Below are 19,672 nucleotides of genomic sequence, written 5' to 3'. Positions count from 1 at the left end.
AGACAGCTGGACTACCCTTGGAGCAGACAACACTTCGTCGACTTCCCTCGCCTTGAGCGGGGTGCGAATATCTCAGGAGGAAATATGGCTGAAGCAGTGATCGTTGCGGGTGCGCGTACTCCGTTCGGGCGTCTGCAGGGAGGTCTGTCGTCGCTGACTGCTGTGCAGTTGGGCGCCAAGGCGATCTCGGGCGCACTCGGTCGCGCAGGAATCACAGGCGAGGACGTCGAGTACGTCATCATGGGGCAGGTACTGCAGGCCGGGCTCGGACAGGGGCCTGCGCGGCAGGCCGCGGTCGAAGCCGGCATTCCGATGCATGTTCCCGGTGTCACCGTGAACAAGCTGTGTCTGTCCGGTATCAACGCGATCACACAGGCAGCTCAGCTGGTGCGGGCAGGGGAGTACGAGGTCGTCGTCGCCGGAGGACAGGAATCGATGAGCCTGGCTCCCCACCTGCTGGAGAAGTCACGTTCGGGCTACAAATACGGTGATGTCGTGGTGAAGGACCATATGGACTACGACGGTCTGTGGGATGCCTTCACAGACCAGGCTATGGGTGGTCTGACCGAGGATGCCAACGCCGGTGACTTCGAATTCTCGCGTGAGGACCAGGACGCTTTCGCTGCCCGCTCACATCAGCGTGCAGCGCAGGCCTGGGAATCGGGCGCTTTCGCCGATGAAGTCGAGGCAGTCACCATCTCCGGTCGCAAGGGTGACGTGACCGTCTCCACCGATGAGGGCGTGCGCGCCGAGACGACCCCGGAAACGATGGCCAAGCTGCGACCGGCCTTCCGCAAAGACGGCACGATCACTGCCGGAAACGCCTCGCAGATCTCCGATGGCGCATGCGCAGTCGTCGTCATGTCTCGTGCGAAAGCTGAAGCGCTCGGTGCCCCCATTCTCGCCGAGATCCGCTCGCACGGGTGGACAGCAGGTCCCGACTCGTCACTGCAGCATCAGCCTTCGCAGGCGATTCAGGCCGCTGCTGCGAAGGAAGGGGTCGCGGCTGATTCGTTCGACCTCTATGAGATCAACGAAGCCTTCGCTGCAGTCGGGCTTGCCAGTTCGAAGGACCTGGGGATTGATCCTGAGAAGGTCAACGTCAATGGTGGTGCTGTTGCACTCGGCCACCCGATCGGCGCCTCAGGAGCGCGCATCGTATTGACTCTTGCGCTCGAGCTCCAGCGCCGAGGTGGTGGCACAGGTGTCGCCGCCCTCTGCGGTGGTGGCGGCCAAGGTGACTCGCTCATCGTGTCCGTGCCCGCACAGAACTGACAAAGATACGAAAGGAGAGCATCATGCTCGTCGCATTCTCCGTCGCCCCCAGCGGCGGTGACAATACAGACGCATCGGTCCACGATGCGGTCGCCGCGGCGGTCGAAGTCGTTCGACGGTCCGGGTTGTCACACCGAACTGATTCGATGTTCACCACGATCGAAGGTGAATGGGATGAGGTGTTCGCTGTCGTCAAAGAGGCCACTGACGTCGTCGGTGAGTTCGGCCCTCGAGTGGCGCTGGTGCTGAAGGCCGATATTCGTCCTGGCTACACCGGTGAGATCGATGGCAAGCTCGAGCGTCTGGAAAGCGCCATCGACGCGCGCGACGGCGGCTGATCAGTCTGCTCATCGCCGTCGATTGGTACCGGCAGGTAAGTTGGGCACCAGTGAAACTTTCGGTCATTTCCTAGTGACGCCGGTCTCATTCGGGTCTACTCTTTCCTTAAGGAAGAAGGAGATGAACAATGAACGGTTCCACGTATTTCACCACAGCCACTGCACTGACGATGGTCGCCCTGCTCGGATTCATGGCAGCCGGCTTCTTTCCGGTCATCGTGGACTTCGCCTTCGCCATCGAAGCAGTAGCCGTGATCCTCGCCCTCATCGGACTGGTGGCGGTCTCATTCGTGACGGTGCGAAAGTCACTGGAGCGCGTCGCTCGCGAGTACTGATCCGCACGTCGAACACCCCTGCTGCGGGGTGAGAGCAGCTGCCCAGACACAGCGGCCCTCGTCGATGCCTCAGAGTTCGATCTCTGAGACACTGATGAGGGCCGCTTTCTGTTCTCGTTCCAGCATCGGTTAGGATATTTGAGCCTCCGTAGCTCAGTTGGATAGAGCAACCGCCTTCTAAGCGGTAGGTCGCGGGTTCGAGCCCCGCCGGGGGTACTTTGGGGGTACTTTTCTCAGACTGAGAGGCCAAATGACGCTCCCAGTATTCCCACCAATAACCAATTACCCGTCGTTACGGCGTGGCAATTGGTGCACGGCTGGGAAAACGTAGAGAGTGGATGCGTGATGACAGACAGTAAGAGTGCCGTGACGCCACCAGTGGGAGGGGCGCTGAGCGATATCGCGAAGCGAGTCTCAGAAACCCGCTTCACCTTGCAGACCGAAGATTTCGCTGACGGTCGCGAACTGCACCGTCAGCTCTCCTCGGAGTTGACTGACTACCTGCTGCCGCGGATCAATCGGACGCAGACGCCCTTCATGATCGCCGTGGGCGGATCGACCGGCGCGGGCAAATCCACGCTCGTGAATTCTCTGGTGGGGCGAACAGTGAGCCCTGCCGGAGTGCGCCGACCAACGACGGGCAATCCGATTGTGGTCCACAATCCCGCCGACACGAAATTCTTCGAATCACAGTCCTTTCTGTCCGATCTGCCCCGCAGCACGGACCCTGCGACTTCGACCCCTTCGGTCGTACTCATTCCCAATGACGACGTCGAACCCGGCACCGCTGTGCTTGACTGCCCGGACATCGACTCCATTGCCGAGTCGAACCGCGAGCTGGCCCGACGAATTCTGATGAGCGCCGACCTGTGGATGTTCGTGACCACAGCCAACCGCTATGCCGACGCTGCGCCCTGGGCGCTGCTGAGGGACGCCGCAGTTCGCAACACCTCCGTGGCCATCGTGCTCGATCGGGTGCCGCCGGAGGCGAACCGTGAGGTCAGGCACCATCTTTCCAGCCTGCTGTCCGAATCAGGTCTGGCGAATTCGCCGATCTTCGCGGTGGCTGAACTCGAGCTGGCAAACGGCCTGCTGCCTCACTCGGCGATCTATCCGATTCGATCGTGGATCAATCAGGTGAGCTCGGAGGCCCAATCTCAGGAGCGCATCCGACATCGGACCCTCACCGGATCGATCGGCGCAATGCCGGCGCAGGTGAAGTCTCTGGCCGACTACGCTCAGTCGCAGGAGTCGACTTTCGACGATCTGCAGCTCAGTCTTGACCAGACCTTCAATGCTGCGAGCGAAGGACTTGCCGAGATATTCTCGGACGGTCGCGTGCTGCATGGAGAGGTCAATGCCAGATGGCAGGACTTCGTCGGGACGGGACAGCTCTTTCGCGGTCTTGAACCTACGATGGCTCGTATGCGCGACAGAATCTCCGCTGCAGTCACAGGCAAGCACGATGCTGCCTCGCCGCTGCACATCGCGATACTGCGCAGCGCAGCGATCTCACTGCGGGAACAGGCGATCGGTGTCGTTGACGAGATCAGTGCTCAGTGGCTGCGCAATCCAGCTGGATCGGCGTTGCTGGATGCACACCCCGAACTCCGGCAGAGCGCGAACGACCTTGAGGATTCGGTCAAATCAGCCGTGAGCGGATGGTCCAACGAGGTGAATGCGCTCGTGCGAGACATCGGCCAGGGCAAAAAGTCTAAGGCTAGGATCCTGTCGTTCGGCGTCGGCGGAGTCTGCGCCGTCGTCGAATACGCGGCATTCTGGGACCCTAAGTACACATATGCGGACGATCATGCTTCGCGCAACGACGCGAATGTCGCTCTCAGTCTCGCTGGCACGATCTTCGGCGAACAGGAGGCCGTGAATCTCATCGGCTCGATCAGGGATCGCTTCCTGACTACAGCGGCAGGAATCGTCGGCGACTGCCGTATGCCTTTTGACAACGTATTACGACTATCCGCGGTACCGGCGCGGCAAGCGGGCGTCCTGCGCGCCTCCGGTGATCGACTTGAGGTGGCATTGTGAACGATTCTGCACAGTCCGAGATCAGACGTCGGGCCGAAGGCATCCGAGGCATTCTGTCTCTGGGGCCCGACAAACTGAGCCCTGAAGTTCGCGAAGACGCGCAGAATCTGCTCGACCGCGCCGAGGACCGCCTTGGTCTGGGTGAGGAATTCACTGTTGTGGCCTTCGCCGGTTCCACTGGCTCGGGGAAATCGTCACTGTTCAACGCTGTCGCCGGGCTGGACATCGCCAGGGTCGGTGTTCGCCGTCCGACCACGTCGCGCCCAACTGCATGTGTGTGGGGCGAAGGCGGTAACGACATCCTCGACTGGCTGCATGTCCCAGAACGCAGCCGTACCTGGCGCGAATCGGCGCTCGACGGCGACGATCAGCGTAAGCTCCATGGTCTGATCCTGCTTGACCTGCCTGACCACGATTCGACGGCGGTCAAGCATCGTGTCGAATCTGATCGACTCGTGGGCCTTGTCGACGTGGTCTTCTGGGTCGTCGACCCACAGAAATATGCTGACTTCTCACTGCACTCCGAATACCTGGCGAAGCTGGCAGAGAACAGCGCGAACATGGTCGTCGTTCTCAACCAGGTCGATAAGCTCAGTGACGAAGAGCAGAAAGCTGCTGCTGACCACCTGCAGAAGCTGCTCGTCGAGGACGGACTCACCGACACCAAGGTGCACTTGACGTCGGCAGTGACACGAGATGGTGTTCCAGAGGTCCGGTCGATTTTGGCTGACACCGTCGATTCCAAGCAAGCCGCCTCTGAACGCCTGTTGGCTGACATGCAGGCCATGGCGAAACGGATGCAGAACGAACTCGGCGAGCCGGTGGTTCCACCCGATGAACGCCCGGGAGCTTCTCGTCTGGTGGAGACGATGTCTGATGCCGCCGGCGTCGAGGCTGTCGCTCAGACCGTCCACGATGACTATCTTCGCCGGGCCTACCGCAAGACGGGGTATCCGGTGCTGGCATGGATGCAGAGAAATGCCCCCGATCCGTTGGGAGCCAAGCACGGTCAAGGCAGAGATGAACTCATCCGCGCGTCGGTGCCCGCGACCAGCAGAGCCCAAAGCTCTCAGGTGCGCCTGATGGCCCATGAGCTCATCGCAGAATCAGTGTCGACTATGCCGAGACCATGGCAGAGTGCGGTCGCGGAGGCTGAGAAGGCGAGCACCGCGGAGCTGTCGGACACGCTGGACTCCGCCGTCACCGCTGTGGATATCAAACCGCAGACTCCCGGCTGGTGGTCCTTGGCCAAGTTTCTGCAGATCATCTTCTTCATCGCCACGATCCTCGGTCTGCTGGGTGTCATCGCCACAGCGATCCTCGCCATCGTCATGCCCGGAGTACTTCCGGGATGGAGCTGGATTGTGAGCATCGGCCTGTTGGTCGTGGGGATCATCGGATCCGTTGTGACTTCGGTGATCGCCAAGTCCGCACGGAACAAGGGCGCGAACGAGGCGGCCAGCGACGTCGATCGCAAACTTCGTGAGGCTGTTGGGAGCGTGGCACAGAGCTCCTATCTTGAGCCAGTCAACGCTGTGATCGGCGAACACCGCCGCGCCTACGAGACGTTGCACTGACACTCCTGTGCACATGAGCATCGACTCATGTGCCAATGCCCTGTGGACGGCCGGCAGCCGTCCACAGGGCATTTTTCATATCTGGACACCGGGCTGCCTGGCACGCTCAATGGTGGTTGACGCGTTCTGCCGATTCAGACCGTTTCGTCCCCGATGGGCGATCCGGCAGGGCAGATCACGAAACTACCCAAGAAATGAGGCAACACGATGTCCATCATTCCGATCAACCTCAGCGGTACTGTGGCCGCGGATCCGCAAAGCCGGACGCTTCCCTCAGGCAGAGCCTGCGCTTCCTTCCGTCTGGCGGTCAATCATTGGAGACTCGATAAGGGGACCGGGGAATATGTCTCCGATACAACTTCGTGGTTCAGCGTCGACTGCTATGGGCCCTTGGCCAGCAACGCTTCGATGAGCCTCCATCAGGGAATGTCCGTGGTAGTGCAGGGGACCCTGAAGATCCGCGAATGGTCGACAGCGGAGAAGAGTGGAATCTCTCCGACTGTGGTCGCCGAGCACATCGGTCCCGATCTCCGCTACGGAACCGCCAATTATCAGAAGGCGGGCAGTGTGAACCGGCAACACGATGGTCAGGCGCAGGAATCGTCAGGCAGCGACTCAGCCTGGGGAACCCTCGGCGGGGCAAGCGCAGACGAGGTCGGGCCTGATGCCTCCGAAGCGTCGAGCCTCGGCGCTGAGAACGGGGGAGAAGGCGGCTCGGAAGATGCAGGAGATGATGTGACTGCCGCTGCTGCAGGAGGAGACTCCGGAGACCTCGATGATGCCATCGCTCGTGACACGGTGAGCGCAGCAGCACCGTTCTGAGCGGGGCGGAACATCGCCGGATCATCGTCATCGCAGGGGTCACATGAACTGATCGAGGCCCGAACACGTCGGAACTGACGCCGATAGTGTGAGCAATCGGTTAAAGTGAGACTGTAAATCGTTCCCACCTGCTGAGGTTGTTGATGCGTCTCGTTCCCCTCCTGAGTCTCGGAGCTCTGACCTTAGCTCTGTCGGGCTGTTCGCTGCTGGGCATCGGTGGTGATAGTTCCGATCCGACGCCCGCCCGCACTCCGGCGAAACCGGTTGCCGAGGTCGACAAGGTCGTCAAGGCACTCAAGCCTCTGACCGGCAATGAGGAGAAGGTTCCGTCGACGAAGAAGTTCTTCACGACCATGATCGATGCAGGCTACGATGCGGACCAGCTCGAAGCCACAATCGACGACTCGCCGTTGGGCAATGACGTTCCCTCGAAGATGTTCGGCGTCAAAACCGACAAAGGCTGCGTCATCGGAGAGATTCGGAAGGGAAAGGCGACCGCAGAGCTGATGCCTCCCACAGAATCGACCGGTTCGTGTCTGTTCGGCGAGGTCGAACGTCCGAAGGGTGTGAAGGCACCTGAAGGTGACAAGCGCGAGAAGGACGGCGATTCCAACGGTGCCGGGCATATGCCTGGTGAGGACATCAACGGCAAGGACGGAGGCTCTGAGAGTCCGGCGCCAGACGAAGGGTCGGAAGGCACCTCGTCGCAGGGCACATCATCGGACGGCTCTTCATCCGAAGGTTCTTCTGAGGGCACATCGTCTGAAGGAACCTCGTCCGAAGGCTCTTCGTCCGGAGGGACAGCCTCGGAAGGCGGCTCCTCCGAGGGCTCATCTTCGGGTGAAGCACCGTCACTGGGCGGCGGTTGATCCAAGGGTTTCGAGGAGTGACTCAATTGGCACTTGTGCGTGCTGAACCGATAACCTGAGGTTATTATGGCCGAATTCATTTACACTCTTCACAAGGCGCGTAAAGCGCATGGCGACAAAGTCATTCTCGATGACGTGTCGATGTCCTTCTACCCCGGTGCGAAGATCGGCATGGTCGGTCCGAACGGTGCCGGTAAGTCAACGATTCTCAAGATCATGGCCGGCCTCGAACAGCCGTCCAATGGTGAGGCTCGGCTCAGCCCAGGATTCACAGTGGGCATCCTGCTGCAGGAGCCTCCACTGAACGAGGACAAGACCGTTCTCGGCAACGTCGAAGAAGGCGTCGGCGAGATCAAAGCGAAACTTGACCGCTTCAACGCGATCTCTGAGGAGATGGCCAGTCCCGATGCAGACTTCGATGCCCTGATGGAAGAGATGGGCAAGCTGCAGGAAGCAATCGACGCTGCGGATGCCTGGGACCTCGACTCTCAGCTCGAGCAGGCGATGGATGCGCTGCGCTGCCCACCGCCGGACGCTGACGTCAGTGTGCTCTCAGGTGGTGAACGCCGCCGTGTGGCGTTGTGCAAACTGCTGCTTGAGAAGCCAGATCTGCTCCTGCTCGATGAGCCCACAAACCACCTGGACGCGGAATCTGTGCTGTGGCTGGAACAGCACCTGCGGACCTACCCCGGCGCTGTCATCGCAATTACTCACGATAGGTACTTCCTCGACCACGTGGCCGAATGGATCGCCGAGATCGACCGCGGACATCTCTACCCCTACGAGGGCAATTACTCGACGTACCTGGAGAAGAAACAGGAACGTCTGCAGGTCCAGGGAAAAAAGGACGCGAAGCTGTCGAGGCGCCTCAAGGACGAGCTCGACTGGGTCCGGTCCAACCCGAAGGCCAAGCAGACGAAGTCCAAGGCCCGTCTGGCACGCTACGAAGAGATGGCAGCAGAGGCTGAGAAGACCAAAAAGCTGGATTTCGAAGAGATTCAGATCCCTGCCGGTCCTCGCCTCGGCGATATCGTCATCGAAGCCGACAGCCTGCAGAAGGGCTACGACGATCGTCTACTCATCGACGGGCTCAGCTTCTCACTGCCGCGCAACGGAATCGTCGGTGTCATCGGGCCCAACGGCGTCGGTAAGACGACTCTGTTCAAGACCATCGTCGGACTCGAAGAACTCGACGGGGGAGACCTCAAGATCGGCGACAGCGTCAAGACCTCCTACGTTGACCAGTCCCGAGGCGGAATCGACCCCAACAAGAACCTGTGGGAAGTTGTTTCCGACGGACTCGATTTCATCCAGGTGGGCAACGTGGAGATGCCTTCGCGGGCATATGTCTCCGCATTCGGGTTCAAGGGCCCGGACCAGCAGAAGAAGGCGGGAGTGCTCTCCGGTGGTGAGCGCAACCGCCTCAACCTGGCGCTGACTCTCAAACAGGGCGGAAACCTGCTGCTGCTCGATGAGCCGACTAACGACCTCGACGTGGAAACGCTGGGTTCCTTGGAGAATGCACTCCTGGAGTTCCCCGGCTGTGCCGTGGTCGTCTCGCACGACCGTTGGTTCCTCGACCGTGTGGCTACGCATATCCTTGCCTGGGAGGGCACGGAAGACAATCCTGCGGGCTGGTACTGGTTCGAAGGAAACTTCGAGTCCTACGAGAAGAACAAGATCGAACGACTCGGTGAAGACGCGGCTCGCCCTCATCGCGTGACACACCGTCGTCTCACCCGCGACTGAATGATTGAGTTCTGTGTGCTGCAGGACCTCAGCGCAGCGCACAGAGCTGATCGCCTGCAGATGATGCCCCGGTTGATGACCGGGGCATCATCTGTTGCCAGGAATTCTGCGTGTCGAGATCGGTCGGCGCACTGGCAGCTGACTATCGGGAGAACAGAGCGCCCAGGCGCAGCAGAAGCTTGAACAGATATCTCACGGCGATGGTGCCGACGATTCCGATGACGATTGAGAGGAGCGCAATCAGCGCCAGGTTCATCTCCACCGCCTCGCGGAGGAACACCAGGGCCAGAATCGAGATGACGATGAAGAGCGCGACATTGACCAGACGTGAGAGGATCCTCCCGAGGATCTCGATCATCGCGGTGTCGTGATTCACTGTGGTGCCTTGATGCGGACCATGCCCTCCTGCGCCACTGTGGCCAGCAGCTCTCCGGTCTGGGCGAAGATTCGCCCGTAGCCGAGACCGCGGCCTCCCTGGGCGGCAGGGGACTCCTGAACGTAGAGCATCCACTCATCGACCCTGACCCGACGATGCCACCACATCGCGTGGTCAAGGCTGGCCACCCGGAGCCCCGGACTCGTCCAACTCAGTCCCTGACGGCGCAGAACCGGTTCGAGCAGGTTGAAGTCGCTGGCATAGGCCAGTGCAGCAGCATTGAGCACCGGATCGTCGCCGAAGGGCGAGCTGGCGCGGAACCACACGTGCTGCCGTTCGCGCTGGCGGTCATCGGTGGAGGTGAGATACAGGGATGCCTCGACCGGACGGATCTCGAAGGGGCGCTTACTCAACCATTGGGTGACCTGTGGTGTGTCCTGTCCTGCGAGAAGGTCTCGCAGCTCCGGGCACTCCAGTGGACCGGGCAGACCCGATGGCATGGTCTCAGCGTGTTCAAGCCCCTCCTGCTCGACTTGGAATGAGGCGATCAGGGACAGGATCGGCACATCCTTCTGGTAGGCGTGCACACGCCTGGCGGAGAACGACCGCCCGTCACGGAGTCGTTCGACGCCGAACTCGATCGGTTCGCTGACATCCCCGGCCCGAAGGAAATAGCCGTGAAGTGAATGGATGAGGCGATCATCCGGCAGGGTAGATGCAGCTGCGATGACGGATTGTGCCACCACCTGACCGCCGAAGACACGCCCATCTGGCTTGTACTGGTTCTGTCCGACGAAGTAGTCGCTCTCTCGAGTCGCCGAAGTGGAACTCAGGCTGTCCAGGTCGAGCACTTTGCGCAGTGTGTCGACGTTCGCCTTCGCAGTCGTGGGTTCTACATCGCTCATATGGGCCTCCAGCCTGCGACAATGATTCTGGTCCTTGTGCTCACGATCCTATCGCGGCACTCACTGCCGCAGTGAAAGTGGCATGATGGGTCGTATGCACACTGGCACCACAAACCCCCATCTGGATGAATTCACACGAGTACTGCTGGAGTTGAGATGGGGTGACATGGACGCCTACGGCCACGTCAACAACGTCACCCAGCTGCGCCTGCTCGAAGAGGCACGTGTCCGAGCGTTGGGGTCGCCGACGCACAGTACCGATGCGCCGACAACCCCTGGTCATCTGGGAATCTCGGGCACGGTATCTGGGGTGACGATTCCGGCGATCTTCGCCGATGCTTCGACCACCACCGAGCTGCTCGTTGCCTCGCACGCGATCGAATATCGCCGGCCGATTCCGTATCGAGCCGGACCCATTGCCATTGATCTGGTCATCAGCGAGGTCAAGCCGGCGTCTGTGACCATCGGTTACGTCATCGCCGAACCCGATGGTTCGGTCGCCTATACGCTGGCGGAGACGGTCATCGTCTTTGTGGACAGAACGAACTCCCGACCACGGCGCCTGAGCCAGGAGGAGACAGCAGCTATGTCAGATGTCATTCGACCAGCCGTCCCGATGCGGAGTCGCCGGTGATGGAGCTGGAGATCGCCGATCCGCTGGCAATGAAGGACCTGGCCGCATTTACTTCACTGGCCCACCGGCTGGACCCCGATGGAGCCATGCGTCTGCACGTATCGTCGACCGTGCTCGTCGTGACCATTGCGCCCTTGTACCCGCATGGGATCGGCGACTCCACACCCCTGGTGCTTGCTATGCGCATGCTGCGCCTGAACGGACCGGAAATGGACGGTCTCGATGAAGTCGTGCCCTTGGCCAACCTCAAGGATCGCTTCGCCAGAGAGGAGAACGCCACCCGTCTGCCGGTCCCGCCGAACTCTGTGTTGGTGTCCTGGACCGGCATAGCGCCGCCGAAGGGGCAGTGGGCGGCCCATGACAGAATCGCCGGTGACGTCCTTCGTTCGACAGCCGCGGCGGGAGTCGCGGAGATCAGCGACGGTGCTCCCGAAGGTGCCGGCTCACACGCGGTGAAGGCACTACGTTCGCGTGTGTGGTCGAAGCCGATGACCGGGTTAGGAGGCACAGAACTGCCCGGGGGGCTTGCATTCGCCGCGAGCGCGCTGCGGTTCATACCGGAGGCCGATACCGCCTCGGCGGGGAAGACCGCCGAGGAATACGAAGTCCTCGCGACCTCCGGGTGGCTGCGTATCTCGACTCCGGGCGGGCATCTGCTCACCCGGGGTCGATGAGCCTGCGCGGTGACAGCTCAGCGGTGAGGGCTTGGCGCTGCTTGCGCAGTCAGAGCCGCGCCCTCAGACCGGATTGCTGTTCGTGTTGACCATGGCCGTAGCCGCCCGTTGGAAATAGTCCCAGAAGATCTCGTCGTAGAGCGGCGGCAGCGCCACATCGTCGAGCGCTGCCCGCATGGACGCCAGCCAACGGTCACGTGCGTCGAAGTCGACTGCGAAGGGGAAGTGGCGCATCCGCAGTCGTGGGTGGCCCCGTTCTTCCTGGTACGTCGTGGGACCGCCGAAGTACTGCTCCAAGAACATCTGCAGCCGGTGCTTGGCACCGGTGAGGTCGTGTCCCTCGGGGTACATCGCGATGAGCACCTCGTCGCGGTCCACATGATCGTAGAAGACATCGACAAGGCGGGTGAAGGTGGCATGGCCGCCGACAGCGTCAAAGATGGTTTCGTTCGATGTCTGGGTCATGTTCAGCTCTCTTTGTCAGAGGTGTCGGTTCCGGCTTCATCCGTCGTCGACCGGATCTCGTCATCACTGGGCAGCGGCGAGGGCCCGTGATCCTTGGTTCGCTGTGTCATGTGGGCGGCCCGAGCCCGGTCGTCGGCGTCAGAGTCGCCGTCGGTGGTGGCCTCAGGCGAGTCCGCCGACCGCGGAAGCGTCCTGAGGACGGTCTCCTGAATGATCGGGATGGTGATTCCGCGCCTGTCGAACTCATTCGTGAGTTCCGCCCGGAAGGAACGTTCGACCAGCCACTGCAGATTGGGCTTCGTCTTGATCATCGTTCTGATCACCCTGTACTCGGCAGAGAGAGACTGGACGCCGGCGATCTCTGGGAGTTCGAGCATTGCGGAGGCAACTTCCGTGTCCTTGGCCATTTCAGCGGTGACTGTTTCAGTGATCTCACGGTAGGTGTCCATGGAGGTGGAGTAGTTGACGGGGATCTCGAGCACTGCACGCGCCCAGCCCTGTGACAAGTTGCCGACTCGCATGATCTCACCGTTGCGCACATGCCACAGGGTTCCTGTGAGATCACGGACAGCAGTCTTGCGGAGACCGAAGTCCTCGACCTCCCCGACGGCTTCGCCCAAGTCCACGGTGTCGCCGATGCCGTATTGGTCCTCGATGACCATGAAGAACCCGGACAGGTAGTCCTTGACGAGTTCCTGAGCGCCGAAGGCCAATGCCACACCGACAATGCCAGCCGAGGCCAGGATCGGTGCGATATTGAAGTTCAGCTGGTCGAGGACCATGAGGATCGCGATGACGCTGATGATGATCGTCGCCACGGATGAGAGCATCCGGCCCACGGTCTTCGCCCGCTGCGCGCGGCGTTCACGGATCACAGTCGGCTCGATGCCGGTCCGCTGGGATTCCATGACCGTGCTCGAGAACTTGCTGTTCTCCGCCTTCTTCTCGCTGCCGACGGTGCCCTTGGCTACAGCGGTGGAGAAGCGTCGGATGAACAGCCGCATCACCATGTTGAGCACGATCGCGCCGACGATGATGATGACGATCCTCAGCGGAGCGTCGAGGAGAAAATCCCAGTCGATCTTGGGTGCGGTCACGAGGTCAGTCTTCAGTGCATCGAAAGTCATGATGCCATGAGCCTAACGGCCGAAGGTCAATGCGCCCTTGGAACTGCTGGACACTTCCTGAGCGCTCAGAGCTCGCTGAGCATCGGCAAGATTCTCACGCATCAGGCGAACCAGACCTTTGGGAGCCGCGGGGTGATCGTCCAGCCATTCCCGGGTGGCTTTGACAGTGTGCTCGTTGACCGGGGGGAACAGCCGCAGCGTCATGGTCTGCGCCATCTCCAGGGTCCTCGTCTCCCACCATCCGGAGACCCGCTGGAAGTACTCGGTGGAGAAGTCGCGCAGTGGTTCCTCTGAGACGAGGATCTCACCGGTCTCCGTCTGCAGACCGGAGGCGAATCCCAGCGCCAGAGCCGCGAGTTCCGAGTTCGGGAGGTCCGCCTCGTCGAGGATGCGGATGAATGCCTTCGACTTCGCCGCCGAGGTGGGACGTGCGCTGCGCGCGGTCGCTGCCTGACGTGCACCGGTGGCCGAAGGGTCCGTCTTGGTCACGGCCGTGATTGCGGAGTCATCGATCGCATCGTGTGCCGCGAGAGCGACGATGATCTCCCAGGTGAGATCGGTGTCGATGGTGATTCCGTGGACTGTGTCCCCGGTCGCGTCCAACCAGGACTGCAGCTGGGAGATCTGGGCCTGAGACGAGGCATGTTTGATGAAGCCGCGGACGAACTGGAACGCCTGGTCGGTGCCGCCGGGCACAGTGTCAAGGAGTTGCGCGAACCGGCCGGCGATGGACGTATGAGCCTCTGCCCGCGACTCCGGGGCCAGGTAGGCCCCGACAGCGGTTTCGAGTTGACGCATCTGGGAGAGCAGTCCCGAGGAATGTGTCACGGCCGCACAGTTGTCCAGGACAGTGGTGATGTAGTCCTGGGCCGGACGCTGTCCGTCGCGCACCGTGTCCCAGAGGGTCCCGAGGATGAGCAGCTGCGTCAGCGAGTCGTCGAAGTCCCCAAGCCGCTCGGCCGCGACGTCCATGCTCTCGCGATCGAAGCGGACCTTCGCATAGGTCAGATCCTCGTCATTGACGATGATGACGTCGGGTTTGGGCAGTCCGCGAGCCTCGTCGACAGTGGTCGAGTCCGAATCGATGTCGATCGGGAAGCTGTGCGTGCGGACAAGTCGGCCATTCCCATCGTCGGAGTAGAACCCGATGGCCAGGCGATGCGGACGCAGGGACGGAGCCGGCTGTCCTTCGATGATCCATGGCTTCTGAGTCACCCGCAGCTTCGCCACCACCTCGGCGCCGTTGTCGGACTCGGTGTCGACCTCGGCTTCGATGAGGTTGATACCGGATTCCTCAAGCCATAGCTTCGACCAGGTAGCGAGGTCACGTCCGCTTGTCGCCTCGAGCTCGCCGAGGAGGTCGGGCAGTTCGGTGTTCGACCACGCATGCTTGTCGAAATAGCGTTTGAGACCGGAGAAGAACTCTTCCCGACCGACCCACGCGACCAACTGTTTGAGCACCGAAGCGCCCTTGGCGTAGGTGATGCCGTCGAAGTTGACCTCGACATCTGCAAGATCGTCGATGCTGGCGACGATCGGGTGTGTGCTCGGGAGCTGATCCTGGCGGTAGGCCCACGACTTCTCAATCGTGGCGAACGTGGTCCACGCCTCCGTATATTCGGTGGCCTCGGCGGTGGCCAATGTTGACATGAACTCCGCGAAGGACTCGTTGAGCCACAGGTCGTTCCACCATTTCATCGTGACCAGATCGCCGAACCACATGTGTGCCAATTCATGGAGCACTGTCACGGTGCGGCGCTCGACAAGGGCGTCGGTGGGCCGGGACCGGAAGACGTAGTTCTCCAGAATGGTCACGGCGCCGGCGTTCTCCATCGCACCGGCATTGAACTCGGGGACGAAGAGCTGATCGTACTTCTCGAATGGGTAGGACACCCCGAACGCACGTTCGTAGAACTCGAATCCGGCTCGTGTGATGGTGAACAGGTTCTCGGCATCGAGATGGTCGAAGAGCGATTCACGGCAGTACAGGCCAAGGGGGACAGGAGAGCCATCGGAGGAGATGAGCTCGGAATGCACGCTGCGGTACGGGCCGGCCACGATCGCGGTGATGTAGGAGGAGATCGGAGTCGTCGGTGCGAACTGCCACACTGCGGTGTCCTCAACGGGTGCTTCGTCGAGTTCGGTGAAGACTTCGCTGGGATCACCGGGAGTCGGAGTGGGGGAGTTCGACACCACCGTCCAGCGAGCAGGAGCCACGACAGTGAAGGAGAACGACGCCTTGAGATCGGGCTGTTCGAACACAGGGAAGACGCGTCTGGCGTCGGGAACCTCGAACTGTGAGTAGAGGTAGACCTCATCGTCGATGGGATCGACGAAGCGGTGCAGGCCTTCACCGGTGTTCATGTAGGCGAAGTGGGCATCGATGACGAGTTCATTCTCATCGGCGAGGCCCGGCAGGGTGATCCTGGACGCAGAGACGACCTCGGAGGTCTCGAGATCGAGTCCGTTGAGCCGGATGCGTTCGACGCTGGCGGTGATGGCATCGATGAATGTCGTGGACTCAGGCGTTGCGGTGAAGCGGATGCGGGAGCGAACTCGGAAGCGATCGCCCTCTCCTGTGAGAATCAGAGTGTTCTCGTAGCTCGAGACGTCGACGAGGGATGAACGTCTGCGAGCTTCCTCGCGGGTGAGGTTGTATTGGGGCACTTTGAGGTGACCTCCGCTTCGGGTCCGGGTGTACTTCGCCATTCTTTCATGGACGCATTCCTCATCGGTGCCAAGGCTTGATAAATTGGCCTCGGACATCGCGGGAGATTCGCCGGATCCCGCGCCCACCCTAATGAGGAGTGAAATTGAGCAGAGAGACACTTGACCTGTGGTTCGACACGGCCTGCCCGTGGGCATGGATGACGTCGCGCTGGGGCCTGGAAGTGGCCAAGGTCCGCGACATCGACGTGAAGTTCCATGTCATGAGCCTGAACATCCTCAACCGCGACAAGGACATCCCTGCCGACTACCGGGAGCTGATGGATCGTGCTCTGGCACCCATGCGCATCGTCACCGCTGCAATCGCCGAACACGGCGAAGAGATCACCGAACCTCTCTACACGGCAATCGGAGCCCGCATTCACCCAGGTGGCGAGAAGGACTTCGACAAGGCCGTCGCCGAGGCGCTGGATGAGGTCGGTCTGCCCGCCGACCTGATGAAGTACGGCGAACGCGACGACTACGACGTTGCCCTCCAGGAATCTCATGATGAGGCACTGGCGCTCGTCGGCGACGATGTGGGTACGCCCATTTGCCGTGTGGCAGGAACAGCCTTCTTCGGCCCGGTCGTCACTCCGGCGCCGAAGGGCGAGGATGCAGGTCGACTCTTCGACGGAGTTCTCGCTGTCGCCTCGACTCCTGGCTTCTTCGAGCTCAAGCGCACGCGCAATCAGGGTCCGATCTTCGACTGAGGCTGTGCCCTCGACTGACACACGTCCCGAAGCACCCACCACCACACCCACAGTCTTTCCCGGGCATCTCGCCCCGGACACTTCGAAGGAGTGACCATATGAAGGTTCATCTCGGCACCGACCACGCAGGATTCGAATTCAAAGAGGTTCTCAAGGCCCACCTCGGCGAGTCGGGTTACGAGGTCATCGACCACGGCGCGCTCGAATACGACGCACTCGATGACTATCCCGCGTTCTGCATCGCCGCGGCACAGGCTGTCGTCGATGATCAGGCAGCGGGTGTTGAGGCCCTCGGCGTCGTCATCGGCGGGTCCGGCAACGGAGAGCAGATCGCTGCGAACAAGGTCAAGGGAGCCCGGACCGCCCTGGCCTGGAACACTGACACCGCGAAGCTCGCGCGCGAGCACAACAACGCTCAGATCGTGTCGGTGGGCGCCAGGCAGCACACAGAGGCTGAGTCGATCGCCATCGTCGACGCCTTCCTCTCGGAGCCCTTCTCCGGCGAGGAGCGGCACGAGCGTCGGATTCGGATCATGGACGAGTACGAGGCCACAGGCAAGGCCGGTCTGTGATCACGGGAGCAACGCTGTGAAGATCCGTGGAGCCGTGCTTCGGGACATGGGTGCCCGGCGCCCTTACGCTCAGACTCGGCCGATGTCGGTCGAGGACCTCGAACTCGACGGGCCCGGCCCCGGTGAGGTTCTCATCCGTCTCAGCGCAGCCGGTGTCTGCCATTCTGATCTCTCGGTCGTCGACGGCAACAGGCCTCGGCCGCTGCCGATGCTGCTCGGGCACGAAGGAGCAGGAATCGTCGAACAGCTCGGTGCAGGTGTCGACGACCTGGAGATCGGCGATCAGGTCGTCACCGTGTTCCTGCCGCGCTGCGGCGAATGCGCGAACTGTCTCACGAATGGCAAACTCCCGTGCACTCCGGGCAGCGCCACGAACAGCGCGGGAACATTGCCGTTCGCTGGACATAAGGTCCGCCTTCACGATGATTCGGGTGCTGAAGTGCTCCACCACCTCGGTGCGTCGGTGTTCGCCTCCCACGCTGTGCTCAATCGCGCCTCCCTCGTCCCGGTGGCCTCCGACGTTCCCGCACCGATCGCGGCCGTGCTCGGCTGTGCGGTCCTCACAGGCGGGGGAGCGGTTCTCAACGCGGGAGTTCCGGGACCCGAGGACGAGGTCATGATCGTCGGGCTGGGCGGGGTCGGGATGGCTGCCCTGATCACGGCCCTGTCCATTGAGACTGCCGGCGTCATCGGCGTCGATGCGAATCCGGACAAACTGCTCCGGGCAGAAGAACTCGGCGCTGCTGAGGTCTACACCCCCGAGCAGCTGGGCCAGCGACGGGCACCGATCGTCATCGAATGCGTCGGCCATCCGCGGGCCTTCGAAACTGCGTTCTCCGCGACCGCGGTCGGCGGAAAAACCATCACGGTGGGATTGCCTGCCCCGGACGCGCAGTCACACATCACGCCGGTCACTATCACGGCTGAGGCACGCACCGTCATCGGTTCGTACCTGGGCTCGGCGGTGCCCAGCCGTGACATTCCCGTATACGCCGATCTGTGGCGTCAGGGCAAACTGCCGGTCGAGGAATTGGTGTCGGACACCATCGGCCTCGATGACCTCAATGAAGCCTTCGACGCTCTCGCAGACGGAACTGTTGTGCGGCAGGTCATCGACTTCCAGCGCTGAGGTCGGAGGGAATGCGGAGGATCCGGTCGTCGCCCTCGGCCGGATCGCCGCGCCCGTCCGTGTTGTTCGTCAGGATCCATACCTCGCCACTCGGTGTCGTCACCACATCGCGCAGGCGACCGAACTCACCGGAGTAGGAAACTTCGGACTTGGCGACATCCGCTGATGGCACGGTCCGCAGGACCTGCCCGCGAAGGTTGGCGATGAGAATTGTGTCGTGGCTGATGGCGATTCCACTCGGGCTGGCCTGATCTGGGCTCCACTGCTGAACCGGATCGATGAAATCTTCGTCATCGGCGCCCTCTGAGATCCCTTCGACCTCCGGCCAGCCGTAGTTGCCGCCGGCCTCGATGATGTTGAGCTCGTCCCAGGTGTCCTGGCCGAACTCGCTGGCATACATGGTGCCCTCCTCGTCCCAGGCCAATCCCTGCGGATTGCGGTGGCCATAGGAGTAGACGAGGGAATCGTCGAAGGGGTTGTCCTCGGGCACACTGCCATCGGGCTTCATTCGCAGGATCGAACCTGAGAGCGACTCACGATCCTGTGCGGCACTCTGATCGCCGGCGTCGCCGACCGTTGCGTAGAGCATCCCGTCCGGGCCGAAGGCCAGGCGCCCGCCGTTGTGGAATCCGGCCTTGGCGATTCCGTCGACGATCGTCTCCGGCGAGCCGAGTTCGATTCCATCGGAACCGCGCGTGATCGGAAAGCGCTGGATTCGATTGTCCGATTCGGCAGTGAAGTAGGCATAGAGATCGTCGCCGCGGACGCTCAGTCCCAAGAGACCACCCTCACCCGAGGCGGAGACGCCTGCAACCGTGGAGGCCTCCCGGACGTCTGCGGGGCGCTGAGAGTCGATTTCGAGGATACGAGCGGAATCCCGTTCACTGACCAGAGCCGTCTCCTCATAGAAGGCAATCGACCATGGGGCCTCCAGATTATTCGCCACCACCTCCGATTCGGCATCGGGCCCACTCTCCTCATCGGCCCCGTTGCCGTCCTGCGAAGAGGGAGCCGCTGAGCTAGCTGAAGGCGAATCTGTGTGGGGCGTATCGCCTTGATCGGAGCCGCAGCCACTGAGTGCCAGCGTGAATGTCATCGCGACAGCGGCACGTGTACGAGCGGTGCCAGCAGCACGGTCTCCGAACTGTGCCGCGAGGTGGTGCGGACCCGTGCGTGGTGGCGACTTGTGGAGGAGTGGTCTGTCGTGTTCTCGGATCGGCATCGGCGGCGCACCTTTCGGCCTCGGCAATCTGCGAGCCTGCACTTCCATTGTCCCCTGTACTGACGAAAGATGGGAGGCGAGATCATCATGAGACCGAGTTCAGCACGAGTCAGTGGGTCATCGATACGAAGAAAGCCGCCC

Annotated in this window: 19 protein-coding genes and 1 tRNA gene; 14 read left to right on the top strand and 6 right to left on the bottom strand. The window is 61.6% G+C overall.

The annotated features are described in order from the left end of the window. The first annotated feature begins 84 nt into the window (after positions 1-84). The 9 genes from JTF07_RS07955 to ettA all read left to right on the top strand — a co-directional run bounded on the left by JTF07_RS07955 (position 85) and on the right by ettA (position 9,008). Positions 85-1,275, top strand: a complete 1,191-nt coding sequence (locus JTF07_RS07955) for an acetyl-CoA C-acetyltransferase (protein ID WP_204233748.1) — start codon at positions 85-87, stop codon at positions 1,273-1,275. A 23-nt stretch (positions 1,276-1,298) separates the two neighbouring features. Continuing rightward, the gene (locus JTF07_RS07950) at positions 1,299-1,613 is read left to right on the top strand and encodes a thiamine-binding protein (protein WP_204233747.1); all 315 of its coding nucleotides are present in this window, start codon (positions 1,299-1,301) and stop codon (positions 1,611-1,613) included. A 128-nt stretch (positions 1,614-1,741) separates the two neighbouring features. Further along, positions 1,742-1,948, top strand: a complete 207-nt coding sequence (locus tag JTF07_RS07945) for a hypothetical protein (RefSeq protein WP_204233746.1) — start codon at positions 1,742-1,744, stop codon at positions 1,946-1,948. A 142-nt stretch (positions 1,949-2,090) separates the two neighbouring features. Next, positions 2,091-2,164 (top strand) — tRNA-Arg (locus JTF07_RS07940). Positions 2,165-2,293: 129 nt separating this feature from the next. Then, the gene (locus JTF07_RS07935; RefSeq protein WP_213018713.1) at positions 2,294-3,991 is read left to right on the top strand and encodes a dynamin family protein; all 1,698 of its coding nucleotides are present in this window, start codon (positions 2,294-2,296) and stop codon (positions 3,989-3,991) included. After that, positions 3,988-5,568, top strand: a complete 1,581-nt coding sequence (locus JTF07_RS07930; protein ID WP_204233745.1) for a GTPase — start codon at positions 3,988-3,990, stop codon at positions 5,566-5,568. Before JTF07_RS07935 ends, JTF07_RS07930 begins: the two co-directional genes overlap by 4 nt. Positions 5,569-5,775: 207 nt before the next feature. Then, complete coding sequence (locus JTF07_RS07925; protein ID WP_204233744.1) at positions 5,776-6,390, top strand: single-stranded DNA-binding protein; 615 nt, start codon at positions 5,776-5,778, stop codon at positions 6,388-6,390. Between the two features lie 143 nt (positions 6,391-6,533). After that, positions 6,534-7,259, top strand: a complete 726-nt coding sequence (locus JTF07_RS07920) for a DUF6993 domain-containing protein (protein WP_204233743.1) — start codon at positions 6,534-6,536, stop codon at positions 7,257-7,259. A gap of 66 nt (positions 7,260-7,325) precedes the next feature. Then, the gene (ettA, locus tag JTF07_RS07915) at positions 7,326-9,008 is read left to right on the top strand and encodes an energy-dependent translational throttle protein EttA (protein WP_204233742.1); all 1,683 of its coding nucleotides are present in this window, start codon (positions 7,326-7,328) and stop codon (positions 9,006-9,008) included. Between the two features lie 142 nt (positions 9,009-9,150). Here ettA and JTF07_RS07910 read toward each other — a convergent pair whose 3' ends face one another. Both JTF07_RS07910 and JTF07_RS07905 read right to left on the bottom strand, forming a co-directional pair. Continuing rightward, complete coding sequence (locus JTF07_RS07910; protein ID WP_353843912.1) at positions 9,151-9,384, bottom strand: hypothetical protein; 234 nt, start codon at positions 9,382-9,384, stop codon at positions 9,151-9,153. Beyond that, a complete protein-coding gene (locus JTF07_RS07905; protein ID WP_204233741.1) occupies positions 9,381-10,289 on the bottom strand; it encodes an acyl-CoA thioesterase in 909 nt (302 codons plus the stop codon). Before JTF07_RS07905 ends, JTF07_RS07910 begins: the two co-directional genes overlap by 4 nt. Positions 10,290-10,455: 166 nt before the next feature. On the opposite strand from JTF07_RS07905, the gene JTF07_RS07900 reads away from it, so the two are divergent. Both JTF07_RS07900 and JTF07_RS07895 read left to right on the top strand, forming a co-directional pair. Continuing rightward, positions 10,456-10,923 (top strand): acyl-CoA thioesterase, encoded by a 468-nt coding sequence (locus JTF07_RS07900; RefSeq protein WP_252199621.1) that lies wholly within the window; start codon positions 10,456-10,458, stop codon positions 10,921-10,923. After that, positions 10,923-11,597, top strand: a complete 675-nt coding sequence (locus JTF07_RS07895) for a DUF8185 domain-containing protein (protein WP_213018735.1) — start codon at positions 10,923-10,925, stop codon at positions 11,595-11,597. Before JTF07_RS07900 ends, JTF07_RS07895 begins: the two co-directional genes overlap by 1 nt. Before the next feature lie 63 nt (positions 11,598-11,660). Here the strand turns inward: JTF07_RS07895 and JTF07_RS07890 are convergent, their stop codons facing one another. The 3 genes from JTF07_RS07890 to pepN are packed head-to-tail and all read right to left on the bottom strand — an operon-like array spanning position 11,661 to position 15,898. Further along, positions 11,661-12,062 carry a globin gene (locus tag JTF07_RS07890; RefSeq protein ID WP_204233738.1) on the bottom strand — a complete coding sequence of 134 codons (402 nt, stop codon included), beginning with the start codon at positions 12,060-12,062 and terminating at the stop codon, positions 11,661-11,663. A 2-nt stretch (positions 12,063-12,064) separates the two neighbouring features. Further along, the gene (locus JTF07_RS07885; protein WP_252199619.1) at positions 12,065-13,189 is read right to left on the bottom strand and encodes a mechanosensitive ion channel family protein; all 1,125 of its coding nucleotides are present in this window, start codon (positions 13,187-13,189) and stop codon (positions 12,065-12,067) included. A gap of 12 nt (positions 13,190-13,201) precedes the next feature. Further along, positions 13,202-15,898 carry an aminopeptidase N gene (gene pepN / locus JTF07_RS07880; protein WP_204234162.1) on the bottom strand — a complete coding sequence of 899 codons (2,697 nt, stop codon included), beginning with the start codon at positions 15,896-15,898 and terminating at the stop codon, positions 13,202-13,204. 104 nt (positions 15,899-16,002) lie between these two features. Here pepN and JTF07_RS07875 point away from each other — a divergent pair, with 104 nt between their 5' ends. From JTF07_RS07875 to JTF07_RS07865, 3 genes are all read left to right on the top strand, one after another. After that, on the top strand, positions 16,003-16,608 hold the full coding sequence (locus JTF07_RS07875; protein WP_204233737.1) for a mycothiol-dependent nitroreductase Rv2466c family protein: 606 nt from the start codon (positions 16,003-16,005) through the stop codon (positions 16,606-16,608). A 98-nt stretch (positions 16,609-16,706) separates the two neighbouring features. After that, entirely contained in the window at positions 16,707-17,180 is a 474-nt protein-coding gene (locus JTF07_RS07870; protein ID WP_204233736.1) for a ribose-5-phosphate isomerase, read from the top strand. Between the two features lie 16 nt (positions 17,181-17,196). Further along, a complete protein-coding gene (locus tag JTF07_RS07865) occupies positions 17,197-18,309 on the top strand; it encodes an alcohol dehydrogenase catalytic domain-containing protein (RefSeq protein WP_204233735.1) in 1,113 nt (370 codons plus the stop codon). Here the strand turns inward: JTF07_RS07865 and JTF07_RS07860 are convergent. Continuing rightward, the gene (locus JTF07_RS07860; protein WP_204233734.1) at positions 18,290-19,531 is read right to left on the bottom strand and encodes a PQQ-dependent sugar dehydrogenase; all 1,242 of its coding nucleotides are present in this window, start codon (positions 19,529-19,531) and stop codon (positions 18,290-18,292) included. The two genes, JTF07_RS07865 and JTF07_RS07860, sit on opposite strands and share 20 nt — an antisense overlap. Between the last annotated feature and the right edge of the window lie 141 nt (positions 19,532-19,672).

The sequence above is a fragment of the Brevibacterium sp. RIT 803 genome (assembly GCF_016892625.1).
Lineage (GTDB): Bacteria > Actinomycetota > Actinomycetes > Actinomycetales > Brevibacteriaceae > Brevibacterium.
This window is presented reverse-complemented; position numbering and strand designations above follow the sequence as displayed.

Excerpts from the sequence above, each read along its gene's own strand:
- pepN (WP_204234162.1), bottom strand. The coding sequence starts at position 15,898 with ATGGCGAAGTACACCCGGACCCGAAGCGGAGGTCACCTCAAAGTGCCC.
- JTF07_RS07935 (WP_213018713.1), top strand. The coding sequence starts at position 2,294 with ATGACAGACAGTAAGAGTGCCGTGACGCCACCAGTGGGAGGGGCGCTG.
- JTF07_RS07920 (WP_204233743.1), top strand. The coding sequence starts at position 6,534 with ATGCGTCTCGTTCCCCTCCTGAGTCTCGGAGCTCTGACCTTAGCTCTG.
- JTF07_RS07950 (WP_204233747.1), top strand. The coding sequence starts at position 1,299 with ATGCTCGTCGCATTCTCCGTCGCCCCCAGCGGCGGTGACAATACAGAC.
- JTF07_RS07900 (WP_252199621.1), top strand. The coding sequence starts at position 10,456 with ATGGACGCCTACGGCCACGTCAACAACGTCACCCAGCTGCGCCTGCTC.
- JTF07_RS07945 (WP_204233746.1), top strand. The coding sequence starts at position 1,742 with ATGAACGGTTCCACGTATTTCACCACAGCCACTGCACTGACGATGGTC.
- JTF07_RS07895 (WP_213018735.1), top strand. The coding sequence starts at position 10,923 with ATGGAGCTGGAGATCGCCGATCCGCTGGCAATGAAGGACCTGGCCGCA.
- JTF07_RS07890 (WP_204233738.1), bottom strand. The coding sequence starts at position 12,062 with ATGACCCAGACATCGAACGAAACCATCTTTGACGCTGTCGGCGGCCAT.
- JTF07_RS07870 (WP_204233736.1), top strand. The coding sequence starts at position 16,707 with ATGAAGGTTCATCTCGGCACCGACCACGCAGGATTCGAATTCAAAGAG.
- JTF07_RS07955 (WP_204233748.1), top strand. The coding sequence starts at position 85 with ATGGCTGAAGCAGTGATCGTTGCGGGTGCGCGTACTCCGTTCGGGCGT.
- JTF07_RS07885 (WP_252199619.1), bottom strand. The coding sequence starts at position 13,189 with ATGACTTTCGATGCACTGAAGACTGACCTCGTGACCGCACCCAAGATC.
- JTF07_RS07905 (WP_204233741.1), bottom strand. The coding sequence starts at position 10,289 with ATGAGCGATGTAGAACCCACGACTGCGAAGGCGAACGTCGACACACTG.
- JTF07_RS07925 (WP_204233744.1), top strand. The coding sequence starts at position 5,776 with ATGTCCATCATTCCGATCAACCTCAGCGGTACTGTGGCCGCGGATCCG.
- JTF07_RS07860 (WP_204233734.1), bottom strand. The coding sequence starts at position 19,531 with ATGCCGATCCGAGAACACGACAGACCACTCCTCCACAAGTCGCCACCA.
- ettA (WP_204233742.1), top strand. The coding sequence starts at position 7,326 with ATGGCCGAATTCATTTACACTCTTCACAAGGCGCGTAAAGCGCATGGC.